The organism is Antarctobacter aquimaris (genome assembly GCF_900184945.1).
Lineage (GTDB): Bacteria > Pseudomonadota > Alphaproteobacteria > Rhodobacterales > Rhodobacteraceae > Maliponia > Maliponia aquimaris.
On the sequence record NZ_FXYF01000021.1, the window covers coordinates 14,180 to 31,753 of the forward strand.

General features: G+C 67.3%; 13 protein-coding genes and 1 tRNA gene. 7 read left to right on the forward strand and 7 right to left on the reverse strand.

Annotated features, from left to right (window positions below):
* Positions 1-2 precede the first annotated feature (2 nt).
* Positions 3-497 carry a DUF2244 domain-containing protein gene (locus MAA8898_RS23215; protein WP_094023412.1) on the reverse strand — a complete coding sequence of 165 codons (495 nt, stop codon included), beginning with the start codon at positions 495-497 and terminating at the stop codon, positions 3-5.
* A gap of 896 nt (positions 498-1,393) precedes the next feature.
* Here MAA8898_RS23215 and MAA8898_RS23220 point away from each other — a divergent pair.
* Positions 1,394-2,422, forward strand: a complete 1,029-nt coding sequence (locus MAA8898_RS23220; RefSeq protein WP_176445296.1) for a hypothetical protein — start codon at positions 1,394-1,396, stop codon at positions 2,420-2,422.
* A gap of 198 nt (positions 2,423-2,620) precedes the next feature.
* Here the strand turns inward: MAA8898_RS23220 and ctaD are convergent, their stop codons facing one another.
* Entirely contained in the window at positions 2,621-4,294 is a 1,674-nt protein-coding gene (gene ctaD, locus MAA8898_RS23225; RefSeq protein ID WP_094023414.1) for a cytochrome c oxidase subunit I, read from the reverse strand.
* A 306-nt stretch (positions 4,295-4,600) separates the two neighbouring features.
* On the opposite strand from ctaD, the gene MAA8898_RS23230 reads away from it, so the two are divergent.
* The 3 genes from MAA8898_RS23230 (at position 4,601) to MAA8898_RS23240 (ending at position 6,203) form a co-directional block, all read left to right on the forward strand.
* A complete protein-coding gene (locus MAA8898_RS23230) occupies positions 4,601-5,386 on the forward strand; it encodes a hypothetical protein (RefSeq protein ID WP_141194932.1) in 786 nt (261 codons plus the stop codon).
* A 120-nt stretch (positions 5,387-5,506) separates the two neighbouring features.
* Positions 5,507-5,713: a hypothetical protein gene (locus MAA8898_RS23235; RefSeq protein ID WP_094023416.1), complete on the forward strand. Its 207-nt coding sequence runs from the start codon at positions 5,507-5,509 to the stop codon at positions 5,711-5,713.
* 283 nt (positions 5,714-5,996) lie between these two features.
* A complete protein-coding gene (locus MAA8898_RS23240) occupies positions 5,997-6,203 on the forward strand; it encodes a hypothetical protein (RefSeq protein WP_094023417.1) in 207 nt (68 codons plus the stop codon).
* A gap of 181 nt (positions 6,204-6,384) precedes the next feature.
* On the opposite strand, the gene lipB is transcribed toward MAA8898_RS23240, so the two are convergent.
* Positions 6,385-7,080: a lipoyl(octanoyl) transferase LipB gene (gene lipB, locus MAA8898_RS23245; RefSeq protein ID WP_281252914.1), complete on the reverse strand. Its 696-nt coding sequence runs from the start codon at positions 7,078-7,080 to the stop codon at positions 6,385-6,387.
* A gap of 150 nt (positions 7,081-7,230) precedes the next feature.
* Here lipB and MAA8898_RS23250 point away from each other — a divergent pair.
* Positions 7,231-7,317: transfer RNA gene (locus tag MAA8898_RS23250), tRNA-Leu, on the forward strand.
* A 238-nt stretch (positions 7,318-7,555) separates the two neighbouring features.
* Complete coding sequence (locus MAA8898_RS27130) at positions 7,556-7,690, forward strand: hypothetical protein (protein WP_281252913.1); 135 nt, start codon at positions 7,556-7,558, stop codon at positions 7,688-7,690.
* Positions 7,691-7,966: 276 nt separating this feature from the next.
* On the opposite strand, the gene MAA8898_RS23255 is transcribed toward MAA8898_RS27130, so the two are convergent.
* The 4 genes from MAA8898_RS23255 to MAA8898_RS23270 form a co-directional block, all read right to left on the reverse strand.
* Positions 7,967-8,518 (reverse strand): ABC-type transport auxiliary lipoprotein family protein, encoded by a 552-nt coding sequence (locus tag MAA8898_RS23255; RefSeq protein WP_245853592.1) that lies wholly within the window; start codon positions 8,516-8,518, stop codon positions 7,967-7,969.
* Between the two features lie 79 nt (positions 8,519-8,597).
* Positions 8,598-10,337 (reverse strand): MCE family protein, encoded by a 1,740-nt coding sequence (locus tag MAA8898_RS23260; protein WP_094023420.1) that lies wholly within the window; start codon positions 10,335-10,337, stop codon positions 8,598-8,600.
* 2 nt (positions 10,338-10,339) lie between these two features.
* Positions 10,340-11,146, reverse strand: a complete 807-nt coding sequence (locus tag MAA8898_RS23265; protein WP_094023421.1) for an ABC transporter ATP-binding protein — start codon at positions 11,144-11,146, stop codon at positions 10,340-10,342.
* A complete protein-coding gene (locus MAA8898_RS23270; protein WP_245853593.1) occupies positions 11,143-12,270 on the reverse strand; it encodes an MlaE family lipid ABC transporter permease subunit in 1,128 nt (375 codons plus the stop codon). Before MAA8898_RS23270 ends, MAA8898_RS23265 begins: the two co-directional genes overlap by 4 nt.
* Before the next feature lie 530 nt (positions 12,271-12,800).
* Here MAA8898_RS23270 and MAA8898_RS23275 point away from each other — a divergent pair.
* Positions 12,801-17,468 carry a DUF3320 domain-containing protein gene (locus tag MAA8898_RS23275; RefSeq protein WP_094023422.1) on the forward strand — a complete coding sequence of 1,556 codons (4,668 nt, stop codon included), beginning with the start codon at positions 12,801-12,803 and terminating at the stop codon, positions 17,466-17,468.
* Positions 17,469-17,574 lie beyond the last annotated feature (106 nt).

Below are 17,574 nucleotides of genomic sequence, written 5' to 3' on the forward strand. Positions count from 1 at the left end.
GCTCAGGGCCGCGCGACGCGGCGGACCGCGTCGCTGAGGTCTGAATACAGCGCCTTGCGCTCGTCCTCGCTGAGAAAGGCGCCGATTTCCACCTCGCGGCCGTTGCCCTTGAGGGTGATGTAGTAGGGCACCGGGCCGCCGCGCTCGTGGCACGCCACCTTGACCCAGTAGGTGTTGCTTTCCCAGTCCTGCGTTTCGCCGCGCGGGTTGGTGCGGATCAGGCGCGTGTTTTCGGGGGTGAGGGTCAGCACCTCGAGGATGCGCCGGTCACGCTGGTTGCGTCGGATCGCGTAATACAGCGCCGCCGTCGCCATCAGCATGAAGGGCAGCAGACCCCAGAGCACCGCCGTCCCGATCACGCTGTACAGCGGGATCGAGGCGAACAGGAAGAACCCCATCACCATCGCGGCAAAGCCTTCGGCCGACAGCGAGTTGTGCGGCCAGAGCTGCAATTCCTGCGCGCCGTCGAGGGAAGGGGGTGTCCACTGGTAAGGCATAGGTCCGTTCATTCCGTCATCTGCCGGGCCCCCTGAGCCCGGCGCTGCCTGTGGGGATATACCTCAGAATGTTTCGGGGTCAAAGCCGCAGGCGGGTCGGCGGGGAACTTGAGGCAGGTCAAGGCCCTGTGCGACCTGCCGGACAGGCTGGCGCGGGCCGGGCAGAGGCAAGGAGGCCGCGCACGGGGCGCGGAACGTCCGGCATGGGGGACTCCCTACAGGGATGCCCGCGCCGGAGGTCACGACCCTGCGGATCGACAGGTCCGCTGGGACGCCCTCAATGCCGCGCAGCGGGACTATGGCGGCAAGCGTGCCCATTGTTGCAGGCGCGGGACCAGCCGCTGAAATTCCTGCTGGAGGGTCTTGCCCGGGCGCGGTTTCAATAGCCGCGCTGGCCCTTGACGCGGACCGGACCGCGCTCGCGCAACCCGCGCTCGATCCGCTGCCGTCGGCCGCGCCGTCCGCCGACGTATCTCGATCCGAGGCAGCACCAAGCGGGACAACGCGTTCGAGGGTGCCTGGGGCAATGCCGGCCTCGGCTACCCGCTGGCGGTCGCGCGCCCGGAGGCGTCGGCCGGACAGCGGCTTTGGCGACAGCGGGCCGGGCGGGCCGAACCGTTTGGAACTCCGTGTCTGCGTGAGTGCGGGGGACCGCTTTCTTTCTGTGCCCGAGTGACGCCGGGGCATACCCGCGCCGCAAGGGACGGAGAGCGGCCCGGTCAAGTCGACTGGGCCGACACCGGGCCTGTCGAGCGGGGCAACTACAATTCTCTGGGGGGGTTGTGAGCATGGCCGTTGTCAGGCCGACGCCTCCGGGCGGGTGCCGACTTGCGACAGGTCAAGGCGCACCGGGCGGACCCCGCTAGGCTTTCATCGCATTGAGGGAGGCACCGCACATGCTTGGAGTGATGACCGATCTGCGCGCGCCGCTGTTGGCCGCCATCCTGCCGCTGGCCCTGGCGGGGGCGCAGGCGCAGGCCGACATGTGGCAGGACCGCGACGCGCTGCGGCAGGCCCTGGCTGGCTATCGCGACGCCGGGTTGATGACCCCGATGGATGCCGACCTTGACCGCTACAGCGACGCGGCCCTGGTGCAGGCCTTGGCGATCACCCGCGGGGCGCCGGGCGGCACCTGCGAACGCGCTGTGCAGGCGGCGCTTTACCTTGACGCGCAGCGCGCGCCCGACGCAGCGGAGGTCGTTACGCGGCGCGGCTATGACAGCGGGCTTCTGGCCGATCTCGGCGCGGTCTGGCAGCACCCCGAGGGCGGCGATGTCTTCGACCCGCTGGCCTGGGGCTGGAGCCCGGCCCTGTGGACTACCGTCGCTGGCCTCGACGAGGTGCTGCCCTCCCGCGAGGCCTTTGTCGCCGGGGCGGTGCGCAAGGTGACGGAGAACCGCGACGCCTGGGTGCAGGAGGTCGTGTCGCTGGGCCTGGAAAGCGGCTGGGACGGCGCGGAGCTGGTTCACGCCGAGGCGCGGCTGGACTACGCCGCGCTGCGCGCGCTGGAGTGGGTCAGGTCGACCGAGAGCTGGACCCGGACCCGGATCGAGGCGGCCGACGACGGCTTTCGCCGGGGGTTGGAACAGGCGGAGGGCCGTTGGCAGCAGGCGCAGCGCGATCTGCGTCAGGAAGTGGGCGATTGGCGCTACGATGATCCGCAGGACGCGGCGGTGGTCTTTCGCAAGGCCGAGATCGACAACCTGTACCGCGCCGACCGGGCCAGCGCCCATGCCGCGCGCGCGGCGCGGATCACCGAGGCGTTGCAGGTGCGCACCGAGAACCTGGCCATGGCGCTGGAGGACCTGGCTCGGGCGCGGGTGCAGAAGGCGGCTGTGCTGCACTACCTCGGGCCGATCCTCGCCGGGGCCTGCGAGACGCTGGCGCCTCCCGCTGCCCCGGGTGGGGCTGCGCCGCGCCCCTGAGGCGGGCGTTGGGCCATCGCGCGGAACCTTGGTGGCCGGGGCCGTCTTGCGGGTCAAAGCTCTGGCGACCGGGGAGACGTCTGTCTGCGACCGCCCTGCGCACTGACCTGCCATGCCGGTCGTTCGCCAGGAGACAGCCGCCAAGAAAAAAGGCCCCGCGGATCGCGGGGCCTTTCGTCTGTCTGGTGAGCGTTGCGTCTAGTGCGCGTGGCCCTTGTCCCAGTCTTCCCGCTTCGGCAGTTGCTCGAAGGTGTGCTCCGGCGGCGGCGAGGGCAGCGTCCACTCCAGCGTGTCGGCGTACTCGTTCCACGGGTTGTTCTCGGTCGCGCGAGCACCACGGGTCAGGGCGTGGAACACGATATAGAAGAAGAACAGGAACGAGGCGAACGACAGGAATGCACCCCAGGACGACACATAGTTCCACAGCGCGAAGGCGTCCGGGTAGTCGATGTAGCGGCGGGGCATGCCCTGACGGCCCAGGAAGTGCTGGGGGAAGAAGGTCAGGTTGGCACCGATGAACATCGCCCAGAAGTGGATCTTGCCCATGGTCTCGTTGTACATGCGGCCGGTCATCTTGGGGAAGTAGAAGTAGAGCCCCGCGAAGATGCAGAACACCGCGCCCAGGCTCATCACGTAGTGGAAGTGCGCCACGACGTAGTAGGTGTCGTGATAGGCGCGGTCCACGCCGGCCTGGCTCAGCACGATGCCGGTCACCCCGCCCACGGTGAACAGGAACAGGAAGCCGAAGGCCCAGAGCATCGGCGTCTTGAACTCGATCGAGCCGCCCCACATGGTGGCGATCCACGAGAAGATCTTGACCCCGGTGGGCACCGCGATGACCATCGTCGCCAGCATGAAGTAGCTCTGCTGGGTCAGCGACATGCCCACGGTGTACATGTGGTGCGCCCACACGACAAAGCCCAGCGCGCCGATCGCGATGATCGCCCAGACCATCGGCAGATAGCCGAACACGGGCTTGCGCGCGAAGGTGGCGATCACGTGGCTGATGATGCCAAAGCCGGGCAGGATGATGATGTACACTTCGGGGTGGCCGAAGAACCACAGGATGTGCTGGTACAGGATCGGGTCACCGCCGCCGGCCGGGTCGAAGAAGGTCGTCCCGAAGTTGCGGTCCGTCAGCAGCATGGTGATGGCGCCGGCCAGGACGGGCAGCGACAGCAGGATCAGCCAGGAGGTGACAAAGATCGACCACGAGAACAGCGGCACCTTGAACAGGGTCATGCCGGGGGCGCGCATGTTCAGGAAGGTGGTGATCATGTTGATCGCGCCCAGGATCGATGAGGCGCCCGAGACGTGCACCGCAAAGATCGCGAGATCCATCGACATGCCGCCTTCGTTGACCGAGAGCGGCGGGTAGAGCACCCAGCCCACGCCCGAACCCAGCTGGTTGTTGCCGCCCGGGGCAAAGACCGAGCAGACCGCCAGCGTGGTGCCGGCGACGTACAGCCAGAACGACAGGTTGTTCATGCGCGGGAACGCCATGTCCGGCGCGCCGATCTGCAACGGCATGAAATAGTTGCCGAATCCGCCGAACAGCGCAGGGATCACGACAAAGAACATCATCAGGATGCCGTGGCCCGTGATCAGCACGTTCCAAAGGTGGCCGTTGGGCGTGCAGTTCTCGACCGCGGTCGGCAGAAGGCGCATGCCCTCCATGCACATGTACTGAACGCCGGGCTCCATGAGCTCCATGCGCATGTAGACGGTGAAGGCCACCGAGACGAAGCCGACCGCTGCCGAGACGATCAGGTACAGAATCCCGATGTCCTTGTGGTTCGTCGACATGAACCAGCGGGTAAAGAACCCCCGGTTGTCTTCGTGCTCGTGGCCGTGAATGGCGGCGTCTGCCATTGTTTGCCTCCTGCTGATCTCTACGCGAAGGGCACGAAAGGGAATCCACCCGTGCCCTAGGTTCCTTTCACGTTCTAGAATGTGACCCCCGGGGCGGCAATGGACGGATTTGACGCAGATCAAACCTTTTTGTCGCAGCGCCTTGTGCGACGGCGCGCTGGGGCAGGGCGCAGCGGGGCGTGACCGCAGGCCCCTGGTGGCCTGGGCGGGACCCGGCAGCGCCCGAAACAGGCGAATGCCCCCCGTCCTGGCGTCGCGGCGCCGGTCCACCGGCGCTCTGCCCCGGACAGGCCCTGTCTCCCGGCCGTGGCCATCCGTCTTGACCTGTCGGGCATTCGGCGGTTCCGTACTCCCGCCGGGAGCCGCAATGCACCGGGCGGATCGATCAGGAGAGGACTGCACTTGTTTTCACGCCTTGCCGCGCCCGCGCTTGCCATACTCACTCTCGCGGCTCCGGTCCGGTCCGCCCCCGTCGCGCCGATATGTTCCTGTACCATCGACCCGCCGGTGACGTTGGGCGTCGCGCCGCCGGACGAAGGCCCCGCCAGCTGCCTTCTGGTCTCCGATCCGGAGGGCGCAGGCTGCCGCCTGCTGGAGGACAGCCCCATCGGCTCGGACACCTACCGCGCGCTGTTTCTCGCGCTGTATCCGCGCGTGGGCGAGGCGATCGCCAGGGGCGGCGGGCGTGACTCGGCCAATGCGTCCTATTTCATTGACCGGCTATCCCCTTCGGCCTCCGACCCGGACGCCGCCGATCGCCATCGCAGACGCCAGGAAGGAATAGCGCAAGCGGTGGCCACCCGGGTTGGCGCGTTGCTGGGCGAAAACAGCCTGCCGGTCGCGGACGCGTTTCGCGCGGCCCTCCTGCGCAACGCCGAGAGGGTCGATATTTGCCGCTCTGCCTCGTTTTTCGGCCGCTTCCCTGCCGGTGACGGGCCCCTGTCTCTCGACTTGCCGCCTTACCGGATGGAGATGGCGGAGGGCTTTGGCTGCTACAGCGCAATGTTCGGCGGCAGCCTGACCCTCGCGGTGCTGCACGAGGGGCAGTTGTATCGCTACGTGGTCACGATCCGCTGGCCCGACGGCGACTGACGGGCGCCCTGTCAGGTCCGGAATACCTTACGGTCGGGGTTTCCCGACTTATGGCAGGCGGCCGCTTTGCCTAGGTTCAGGTCAACAGACACCGACCAGTTCCTGAGGGGGAGACAGAAAATGGCCTACTTCGACAGCAGCTTCGTTCCGACCCGTATCACCCTGCGCCAGCGGCTGGCCCGGCTGTTCGACACGCCGTTTGACCGCCGCTACCGCCAGCGCACCGCCCGCATCGCCGAGCTGCGCGCCCTGTCCGACGCCGAGCTGGCCGCCCGTGGCATCGCCCGCACCGACATCCTGATCCACGTCTTTTCGGGCAAGGCCTGACGAAACAGCGGCCCCGGGACGCGACCCCGGGCCCGGCCATTCGATGACCAGAACCTTTCAGGCAACCTTTTCGATCCCGGGGGTGCGTTTCGGCGCACCCCCTTTTTTTATCGTGCAAACAGGGCGCAACGCGGTCCTGCGATGGGCAGGGGGCAAGAGGCCTCAAACCTCGGTGCAGGTCCGGAATACCGGACGGTCCGGTTTGTCCGACTTATGACCGCGCGCCGCTTCGACCAGGTTTGAGACATCGACACCAGCAGCCCCTGACGCGGAGACCAGACCAATGTCCAGCTTCGACACCAGCTTTGTTTCCAGCCGCAGCACCCTGCGCCAGCGCATCGCCCGCATGTGCGAGATCTCCTTTGACCGCCGCTACCGCCAGCGTGCGGCCCGCGCCGCCCAGCTGCGCGCGCTGTCGGACGCGGATCTCGCGATCCTGGGCCTCGCCCGTGAGGACATCCTGTTCGAGGTCTTCTCGGGCCGGCACTGAGTTGTCGGTCCGGCCCCGCAGCTCCTCCCGGCGGACCGGATCGACACGGACGATTTGAGCACGCAACGATTGTCACACGACGACTGGGCAATTTTTCTGCCCGCAGGGCGGCACGCCAACCCACCGCCCCTGCAAGGCGCGTCTCCCTCGGGAGGCGCGCCTCTTTCATGGAAAACGCGCCTCAGCCGGTGGCGCCACAGCTGCGTTCGGGCGTCGCCATGACAGTGTCGAAACTCGCCCGCAGCGCCACGTCGAGGTCCTCCATCGTCACCGGCAGGCCAAGGTCCACCAGCGAGGTCACGCCGTAGTCGGTGATCCCGCAGGGCACGATGCCGCCAAAGTGCGACAGGTCCGGCTCGACGTTGATCGCGAGGCCGTGGAAACTGACCCACTTGCGCAGCCGGATGCCGATGGCGGCGATCTTGTCCTCGGCCAGGCGCCCGTCCGGCAGGCGCGGCTTATCCGGCCGTTCGATCCAGACGCCGACGCGCCCGTCGCGGATGTGGCCGGTCAGGCCGAATTCACCCAGCGTCGCGATGACCCAGCGTTCGAGGTCCTGCACGAAACAGCGCACGTCCCGCCCGCGCCGGTTGAGGTCCATCATCACGTAGACCACGCGTTGTCCCGGCCCGTGATAGGTGTACTGGCCGCCGCGCTTGGACGGGAAGACTGGAAAGCGGTCCGGGTCCTTCAGGTCCTGCGGTTTCGCCGAGGTGCCGGCGGTGTAGAGCGGGGGGTGTTCCAGCAGCCAGATGCAGTCCTCTGCGCGGCCTTCGGCGATGGCCGCGGCGCGGTCCTCCATGAAGGCAAGCGCGGTGTCATAGTCGGTCAGACCGTCGGTGATCTTCCATTCCATCGGCGTCTCCCGCCTGCTGATCCTGTGCCCCGGGGCATGGCACGGCGGCGGCCCGGTTGTCCAGCGCGGCTGCCTGCCGGGGCGGGGCGACAAACCGCCCTGGACCGGCTTTTTTCCTCTTCACATCCGCGCCGTGCTTCGCTAGAGAGCCTCCACCCAAGCCTTGACAGTGCGGTCGTGGCGGAATTGGTAGACGCGCAGCGTTGAGGTCGCTGTGGGGTAACACCCGTGGAAGTTCGAGTCTTCTCGACCGCACCAATTTTTCGAAATCCTTCGCGTAGGTACAGTGGGTCTCTGGATTTTTGGGAGATGAAGTCCCACAAGTCGCCCCGGCGGTTTTCACAGCTCGTTGCTTGCAGCGAATGGCTTCGGTGCAAACGCCTTTCTGTCACCCCATCCTTACCTGTCACTCATCGGCACGCTCAATCCTGATCGGCAGGCCCAGCGCGTTTGCGGCCGCATACGCAGCCCGCAGAGGTCCCCGCACACTTGTCCCATGTTGGTCGTTGTTCGGGTTGGCACCATCGAACGCGACAAGGCCGAGGGCATCCATGGCATCCCGGAGGTCTCCGTGCGTGACAAACGTATCGGCCACGGCGGCGCCGTCGATTGGACGCATGATGTTGGATGAACAGCGTTAACCGGAGCGGCTAATTTCGCCAAACCGGTCGACGAGAAAGGGCATCGGCGTCTTGCTTGAGATAGGGAGCATGCCGTCATCCCGCCCGGTCCGCCAAACCCCGCGTGACCCATCGCGGGCCGCATCACGCCGTGGGACAAGGCACACCGCCCGGTTCCCGGGTTGGTGATCGCCACTAGAGCGGAGCAGCCCCCAATCGGTTCAAGGCCGGACGCGCACAGGCATCAGGCCGCCGCCAAGCATCACGTCCATCGCCGCGGCCGTCGGTCACCGAACCTGCGACAGGACCCAGGGGACGATGTCGGCGACAAGACCCGTCGTGGCGCGGTCGAAAGCTGCGACCAGCGCCAGTGTCTCGGTGGAGTCCGCCGGCATGGCCGCTTCGAAGATTCGGCTGGCCACGACGCGGGACTCCTCGTCGTGTACTATTCTCACCATCATCCGCACGCGGACAACGGCGGCGCTCTTGTCCTCGGTGATCTCTGCCTGGAAATCGGTCAGTTCGCCGAGCAATGCGAAATCCGGCCTTGCGCCCACCGGCGCCCGGCCCACCGAGCCAAGCGCCCCGGTCTCGCCCAGGCTGCGGACCAAAAGCGTCTGAAGCATGGCCGGCACCGGATCGGCCCAGCGAACGCCCGGAAGGTACTGCGCCTCGAATGGCCCGGTCCGGACCATGATGCGTTCGGTGGACAAGGCGCCGCTTGCAACCGGTTCTTCGACCACGAGTTCAGCGGTTCCGCGCCTGGCGCGGATGTCGATCGAAGGCGTCCGGAGTTCGTAGATGTCCAGTGGCTGAGACGCGCTGTTCAGCGCCGACAAGGCACTGCAACCCGCGAGGGCAGGCAGAAATGCGAGCGAGACAAGCCAGGCGAACGGTCTTGAGCGAAATGACATCCTGCTACCTTCTGTATTCCGGAGCGCGCTGGTCAAGGAAGAAACGGCTGGGGTCGCGGCGAATCTGCTCGATCAGCGTATCGAAGTTCTTGACCAGCGTGCGGGTATCGGCGGCCAGCCGTCCGTATTGCGGCAGCGTCGTGGCCGCGAACTCCCTGAACGCGGGTCCGCTTTCGCCCAAGACGCTCTCGACCGAGGCGAATGCGGCCTTGGCCGAACTCGACGCCGACCGGAGGTCGGCGGTGATCACGGGGATTTCGTCGGCGACCGCGGCGACCGCGGCATCGACCTTGTCGAGCGTGGTGCGCAGACGCCCGGCAATCTCGGTCAGATCCTCGTTCATGACCCGGTCTGCGGTGGCAAGCGCCTGTTCGGCAGCGATCAGCGCGCGGTCCCCGGTCTGAAGTGTTGCCTCGACTGCGGTCAGGGTTTCGTTGGCACGGCCAAAAGTGACCCGGGCCGCCTCGAGCGTTTTTTCGGCCGGCTCGGCAAGGTCGTTCAGCCTGGCCGTGACCGACTTCAGGTTTTCCCCAACCGTGGCGACGACGTCGGAGGCGGAGCGGGTGGCCGTGCGGATCTCTTCGAAGATCGCGGCAAGATCACCCTGGGCAAGCTCGCTCATATCGGCAATGACATCGGTGGCAAGCGCCGTCGCGCTGCGCAGTTCGGCGATCAAAGGCTGCGCATCCGCCTGCAACAGGCCGTCGAACCGGCTTGCCGCGTCATCGATCGTCTGCATCGCATCCTCGATCCGGATGATCATCGCGTTGGCCGCGGCGATGGTTTCCCGTGCTTCGGTCAGGCGCGCAGTCGCCGCCGCCCCGGTATCGGCAAAGACCGCGGTCAGGCCGCTGGCATCTTCGCCGAGGGCCGTAACGGTGGCCTGGATATCGGCGATCGCCAGTTCGAGGTTGTCGGTTGCGGGACGCAGGCTGTCTGAGATGTAGCCTTGCGCGGCTACGAGGGCCGAGTCGACCCGGTCGAGCGTCGCGCCCCCCTGTCCCACGAGAACCCTGGTGTCGCTGGTCAGCGCGGTGATCGAGCTCAATGCCGTCTCTGCCTCGCTGAGAACCCCTGACAGGTCTTGCGTCAGCGTATTGAGCGTGGTGTTGAACTCGTCGATCTGCTTGGCAAACCCCGAGACCGCCCCGGTGACGGACGCGAAATCCTCCAGCGCTACGGAAAACGCGGCGGACGAAGTCTCGACATTCGCAAGGATCGTCCGGACCTTTCCCTGATTTTCCTCACCGATCAACTCGCGGAGCTGGCTGAGCAGTTCCAGTGTTTCGGACAAGATCTTTGGGGCGTCCTCGGACAAGGTCTGCAGGACGGATTGACCGGCCTCGATCCTTGGCACCTCCAGGGTCGAGACGGCGGTCAGCAGCGGGGCCTCCGGCCGGCCGGCCGAGATCCCGACAAAGGATACGCCCGTGACACCCTGCGCCTCGATCGTGGCAACGCTGTCGGCCCTGACCGGCGTCGCGGCGTCGACCTCGATGCGGACACGCACCAGGCCGTCGTTTTCGGGCGACAGGCGGACAGACACGACCTGGCCCACCGGAAGACCGGCAAAGCGCACGTCGGACGCCTCGCTCAGGCCCGAGATCGAGGTGAAGTCGATGTCGTAATAGGCGAACTGGCGATTCAACTCGATGTTGGCGAACCAGAAGAAGAACCCCATGAGTCCGAGAAACCCGGCAAGGGTGAATGCGCCGACCAGGATGTAGTTCGCCCGCGTCTCCATGGTCAGTTGTCTCCGCCAGTGGTGTCGCCGCGCTTGGAATCGAGCGCGGCCCGGGCCCTGGGACCGGTGAAATACTCGTGAACCCAGGGGTGTTCAACGTCCAGCATGTCGCGCATGGTCCCGGTGACCAAGACCCGCCGATCCGCGAGCACGGCGATCCGGTCGCAGATGGCGTGCAGCGTGTCGAGGTCGTGCGTCACCAGGAACACCGTCAGCCCGAGTGAGCGGCTGAGGGTCCGGATCAGCTGGTCGAACGCGGCGGCGCCGATCGGGTCAAGCCCGGCGGTCGGTTCGTCGAGGAACACGATCTCGGGGTCCAGCGCCAGCGCCCGGGCCAGCCCGGCGCGCTTGCGCATGCCGCCGGACAGCTCCGACGGGTACTTGTCGCCGGCCAGATAGGGCAGGCCGACCATGGAAATCTTGAGGTCGGCCAGGTCGCGCCGGATCGCCGGCGCAAGACCGGGAATGTCGCGCATCGGCACCTCGACGTTCTCGCGCACGGTCAGCGAGGAGAACAGCGCGCCGTCCTGGAACATCACGCCCCAGCGGGCACCAAGCGTCTCGCGCTCCGAGTCCGGGCCGCGGAACACGTCGACGCCAAGAACCTCGATGCCGCCCGCCGCCGGCCGTTGCAGCCCGGCAATCGACCGCAGCAGCACGGATTTGCCGGTCCCCGACCCGCCGACCACGCCCAGGATCTCGCCCCGGTAGACGTCCAGGTCCAGCGAGTCGTGCACCACGTGCGTGCCGAACTGGTTGCGCAGCCCGCGCACGCGGATGACGACCTCTCTGTCTGCCGCCTCCGTCACAGGCCCACCTGCGCGAAGAAGATGGAAAACAGCGCATCGGCGACGATCACGGCAAAGATCGCCGTCACGACGGCATTGGATGTCATCCGCCCCAGCGATTCCGCGTTGCCCTTGACCTGCATCCCGGCCTGGCAGCCGACCACGCCGATGATCAGCGCAAAGACCGGGGCCTTCACGAGACCGACAAAGACATGGCTGACGTCGGTGCCTTCGATCAGCCGGGTGCGGAACATCGACGGCGAGATGCCCAGTTCGATCCAGGACATGATGGCGCCGCCCAGCAGCCCCGTGACATTGGCGATCAGTCCGAGGATCGGCAAGGTGACCAGAAGCGCCAGGATGCGCGGCACGAACAGCACGACCGCCGGGTCGAGCCCCAGCGTCCGCATGGCGTCGATCTCTTCGCGCATCTTCATCGACCCGATGGCGGCGGTGAACGACGATGCGGTGCGGCCGGCAACGATGATCGCCGTCAGCAGGATACCCAGCTCGCGCAGGACCGAGATGGCGATCAGGTCGACCACAAAGACCTCGGCCCCGAACTGGCGCAGCTGCGCCGACCCCTGGAAGGCCAGCACGACACCGATCAGGAAGGCCATCAGCGACACGATCGGCACCGCGCGCAATCCCACGTCGTCGCAATGCGCGACGAAGGCGGTCATCCGGAATTCCCCTGGGTGCCGCAGGAATCGCAGCATGCGCATCAGGAACAGGCCGAAATAGCCCGTCAAATCGCCAAGGAAGGCAACACCATGCACGACCGTGCGGCCCGACCGCTCCAGAAAGGCGACAAGACCCCGTTCCGGGCTCGCGGGGGTTTCCGGCGTCGGCATGGCGCGGCGCACCGTGTCCAGCAGCAGCCGCAGGTCCTCGCGTGATGTGTGCACGACCACCGCGCCACCTGCGGCCGTGATCCGCTGCTCCAGCACCGAGAGCGCCCAGGCACCCGCCGTGTCGACCTGGCTCTGCGGGTCGATCTCCACCGTCAGGTTCGGCACCTGGTCCAGCGCGGAGAGTTGGTCACGCAAGGCGGTGACAGTTCGGATCGTAAGCGGCCCGGCAAGGCGCACCAGGGCGCCCTCCGGCGTGATTTCCGTCTCGACCTGCAAGCCCGCGTTCTGCACGATTTTCTTCCCGGTATGCGCCTGTTTGCATGTGATCACGGTTCACCAGCAGAGAACAGCGGGATTCGATCACGGGTATGGTTGGCGCGACAACCAATCGCGCGCCGCCCGGCCTGGGGCATCACTGCCAGGGTCCCAGGTCATCCTCTCCGTTTGGACGGGGCAGGGTCGTGGAGCGCGCGCGGCCATTTTCAGCGCCATGGCCGCGCAACCCACCGCAATCCGCCTCCGGCAAATCCGGGGCGTTCAGACCTGGCCGCTTTCATGAACCAGGTCGCCGCGATCACGCGCGTGAATCCTGGCGTGATGGCCCAGGTTGACAAGAACAACAAAGATCAGGCGATGTAGGGAAACCTGCCCGGCGCCGCCCAGGCGGCCATATTTCGTGCCATGTCCTCGCACGGTTCACTTGCCACGCTCCTGCGCTGCAAGGACAGGCAGGTCCTGCCGATCCTCGAGGGGTGATCCACGAATTGCTGAAACGGGGCGCAGCGCTGAGCCCGAACGAGTAGCGAGTTTTTTTGGAAGACATGCCTTTGGAAAACCAGTCCCGCTCCACCAATTTCTCGGGTCTCCTGGAGGACGCCCGGCGCCGTCTCGTCGAGACGGGGACCAGGAATCGGCTCATCCATGTCAACCGGTCCGCAAAACGCGCCAACGTGCTCGACATCATCGAGGAGCGGAGCGCGGACGTGTTCGACCTGCTGAAGACGCAGGGCAAGAAGATGCGTTTCCAGCCCAGCGACGAAGAGGAGGATCAGCCCGACGAGGAGCCGCTTCTGCTGGCGCTGGCCGATGATGCGGAAGACCCTGAGGATCGCGAAGCGCGGTATCGGGACCTGCTGCTTGAAACCCGTCTCGGTCCCGAGGCTCTGCAACGCCGCCTCCTGCGCCTTTTCACCGACGCGCGCACCGCGGAGGAAGAGCAGGGTGTCAACATCCTCTACCTCGCGATGGGGTTCCTGCGCTGGTACGAGAGCGACAGTTCGGATGTCATGCGCGAGTCTCCCCTGATCCTGGTGCCCGTGGAACTTGTTCGGGATGACAGGCGCGCCATCTTCAACCTGCGCGCCCGCGACACCGAGATCGTCACCAACCTGCCTCTTCAGGAACGGCTGCGGGCGGATTTCGGGTTCGAGCTGCCGGAAATCGTCGATGACGAGAGCTTCAGCCCCGAGTCCTATTTCGACGAGCTCTTGGACCGGATCGACGGGCGCGCGCGCTGGTCGATCGACCGGGACGGGATGCAGCTGGGCTTCTTCTCATTCTCGAAGCTTCTGATGATGCGGGATCTCGAACCGGAGCATTGGCCCGAGGACGCCTTTGAGGCACACCCGGTGCTGGCTGGGCTGCTTGACGGCGGGTTCGAACGGTCCACACCCCTCTTCGGCCCGCAGGAACGGCTCGACCCGCGGCTGGAGCCCGGCGACCTGCTGCATGTCGTTCCGGCCGATGCCTCGCAGACCCGGGTGATCGAAGAGGTGCGCGCGGGCCGCAATCTCGTCGTGCAGGGACCACCCGGGACAGGCAAGTCCCAGACGATCGCGAACATCATCGCCGCGGCGGCCCATGACGGAAAGCGGGTCCTCTTCGTGGCAGAGAAGATGGCCGCTCTCTCCGTCGTGCATGACCGCCTGCGCAAGGTGGGGCTCGGCGACCTCTGCCTCGAGATCCACTCGCGCGCAGCCAACAAGCGGGCATTTCTGGACGAGCTGGCGCGCACGCTGGCCGCCGGTGCGGCTGCCCCCGAGATGCCCGGACCGCCAGACGCGCTGCGCGAGGCGCGCGACCGCCTGAACGGAGTGGCGGACCTGCTGCATCAGCCGGTCCCGGGGTACGGGTTCACCCCGTTCCGAGCGATTGCCGAGATCGCTCGTTTCGTCGGCAAGAACGCACCCCCGCCGCGGATCCCGCGCGACGGGCTGGCCGGGATGGACGATGCGACGCGCCGGGAGCTTGCAGAGCGGATCGCGGCCTTTGCGGAGCTGCTGGCCCGGACCGGCCCCCGCGCCCAGCACCCGTTTTTCGGGGTCGGGGCAACCACGCTACAGCCCACGGACCTCCAGCGGCTTGAACCCGATCTTGCGCGCGCGGCCGATGCGCTCGTGACCCTGCGCGAGACGGCGGCCCGCGTCGCGGACACAGCCGGACGGCCCGCTCCGGAACGCCTTGAGCAATGCGCGACCCTCCATGCGCTGCTGATCGCAGCCGGGGACCGACCCGATGAGGCCCGCACGGCAACTGGCGCGCTGCTGTCCCGCGCCGGAGACCTGCGGCTCGACGAGGCACTCGAGGCTGGGTCCGCCTGGGCCGGGGCGCGCGACGCCGCCGGCGCGACCTTCACCGAGGCCGCATTCGGGATGGACCCGGCCCCGCTCAGGGCGCGGCTTGCACCCGGGGTCGGCTCTTTCTGGTCCCGCCTGTTCGGACCCTATCGCGGGGCGAGCCGGGAGCTCGCGACGCTGCTGTCCGGGGCCCTGCCGAAATCGCCCGCCGACCGGCTGAGGCTCGTCGACACGCTGATCACCGTCCGAGGGCTCCGCAAGACCCTCTCAGAAGAGGAAGGGTTCCTGTCCTCCCTGCTTGGGCCGGACTGGCGCGGCGAGCGGACCCCTTTCGCCGCGTTGCAGGCGCAGGCCGCCTGGCTGGCCCGCCTCACCGCGATCGCCCCGATCGAGACGTCCGAAGCGCTGGACCGGGTCTGCGGGGCGGCCGAGGCTGCGGTGGAGCTGGTCCCCGCGCTGGAGGCGGCACGGGCGGCGCTCAAATCGCTCGAGGACCGGCTTGCCCTCAGCTGGGAAGGACAGACCCTCGCCGGGATTGAGGCCCGGATCATCGCCATGCGCGACGGGCTAGGCCGCTACGGGGAATGGTCGCGCCTCTCTTCCCTGTCGGCGCGGCTCGAAGCGGACGGGCTCGCCCCGCTGCTGGCCCTTCTCGACGATGGGGTGATCGAACCGGGACATGCGGTGGACGAGTTCCGTTACGCCAGCGCCGAGGCCCGCTGGGAGGCGGCGCGCGCCGCGCTCCCAGACCTCGACGGGCTGGCCCATCTCGACCGGCACGCGCTGGTGGAGACATTTCGCGGGCTGGAGGAGGCCCGGATGAAGGAAACGCGGCAGCTCGTGCGCGCCAAGCACCTCGCCCAGTTGCCCACCGGGGCGTCGGGCCAGATGGGGTTCCTGCGCGGCGAAATGGCCAAGCAACGCCGCCACAAGCCGATCCGGCAGATCATGCGCGCGGCGGGCCAGATGGTGCAACGGATCAAGCCGGTCCTCCTGATGAGCCCGATCTCCATCGCACAATACCTGCCACCCGGGTCGACAGAGTTCGACCTGCTGCTGATCGACGAGGCCAGCCAGGTCCGGCCCGAAGACGCGCTGGGCGCGATTGCCCGCTGCCGCCAGATCGTGGTGGTGGGGGACCAGAAACAGCTCCCGCCCACCAGCTTCTTCGACCGGGTTGCCGGCTCTGACGAGGGGGACGACGGGGACGAGGAGGAGGAGGAGGTCCGGACCGCCTCTGCCACCGAAATGGAAAGCGTGCTGGCACTCTGCGAGGCGCGTGGGCTGAACCCGACCATGCTGGAATGGCACTATCGGTCCCGCGACCCGTCGCTGATCACCGTGAACAATGCCGAGTTCTACGAGCACCGGCTGATCCTTCCCCCGTCACCGGTCCAGAACGACCCCAATTACGGGCTCGCCTTCCGCCGGGTGCCCGGGGTCTATTCCAGCCGCTCTCGCGGCGGCGGACGCCCCGGCACGAACCGGATCGAGGCCGAAGCGGTGGCCCGTGCCGTGGCCGAGCACGCGCGGAGTCGACCGGACCTGTCCCTGGGCGTCGTCGCCTTCTCCAAGGCGCAGTCCGACATGCTGACGGAGGTCCTGGAGATCGCCCGGCGCGAGGACGAAATCCTTGATGCGTTCCTGCGCGAGGGGCGCGCGGAGGACGTCTTTGTCAAGAACATCGAGAACGTGCAGGGCGACGAGCGCGACGTGATCCTGATCTCGGTCGGCTACGGGCCCACCGAGCCGAACGGCCGGCTCGCCTCGATGTCGTTCGGCCCGGTGAACGGCGAGGGGGGCGAGCGGCGGCTCAACGTGCTCTTCTCCCGCGCACGGACCCGCTGCATCGTCTTCTGCTCGTTCGACCCGAACGACATCGACACATCCAGAACCAGCCGTGACGGGCCACGGGTGCTCAAGCGGTTCCTCGAGTTCGCCCGCTCCGGCCAACTTGCGCAACCGGAGGCGAGCGGGGCGCCCGCCGACAGCCCCTTCGAGGATGACGTCGCCAGCGTGATCCGAAACATGGGCTACCCCTGCGATCACCAGGTGGGTGCGGCGGGGTTCCGGATCGACCTCGGGGTCCGGCACCCCGACCAGCCGGGCCGCTACATCCTTGCGGTGGAGTGCGACGGTTCTGCCTACCACTCGGCGCTCTGGGCGCGGGAACGCGACAGGCTTCGCCAGGACGTGCTCGAGGGGCTCGGCTGGCGCTTCCACCGGGTCTGGAGCACGGACTGGTTCCATCGCCGCCACGCCGAGATCGACCGCCTTCGGGCCGCGCTTGGGGAGGCTGCACAGGCCGATGGACCCCATTATTCGGGAGCAAATCGGGAGGGATTGCAGCCAGTTGAGGAAAAGTTCGACGCTGCTTACGACGTTGAAACCGTGCTGCCCCCGCCACCCGAGTTGTCCGCGCCCGCGTACGAAGTCTCCAGCTTCACCATAAAAGCGAGCTTCGAGCCGCATGAGGCGCCGCTTCATCTGCTTTCAGACCTGGTGACGAAGGTCATTCAGGCGGAGGGCCCGATCCACCGCGACCTGATTGCGCGGAGGGTGGCCGAGGCGTTCGGCAAGGCCCGGACCGGCAGACGCATCCGCGAGGCGTCGGACCGGGCGCTCGCCCACGCCACGCGTTCGGGCGGGATCGTCGCGGACAGGGAGTTCGCGATGACAAAGGCGCAGCAGGATGACCCGCCCGTGCGGGACCGGTCCGCCCCAGACGCGCCCGGCACTGCGGGTCAGTTGCCACCGATCGAGATCAGCGCAGCGGCGGCCCGGGTGGTCGAGGAAAGCGGGGACATGCCCCGGGATGAGTTGATCGTGGCGACTGCTCGGCTCCTAGGCTTCGCCCGGGTCGGCGCGGAACTGCGCGAGGTGATCGACGGGGCGCTCTCGGGTCCCGCCTAGTGTTCGGCAGGCGCTCATGACCGAGCGCCTGGTCAGGTAGACGCCTGGAATCGGGCTGCGCCCGCGCATCCATCGCCTCGATCAAGGCTCCGCAACATGGGGCGGT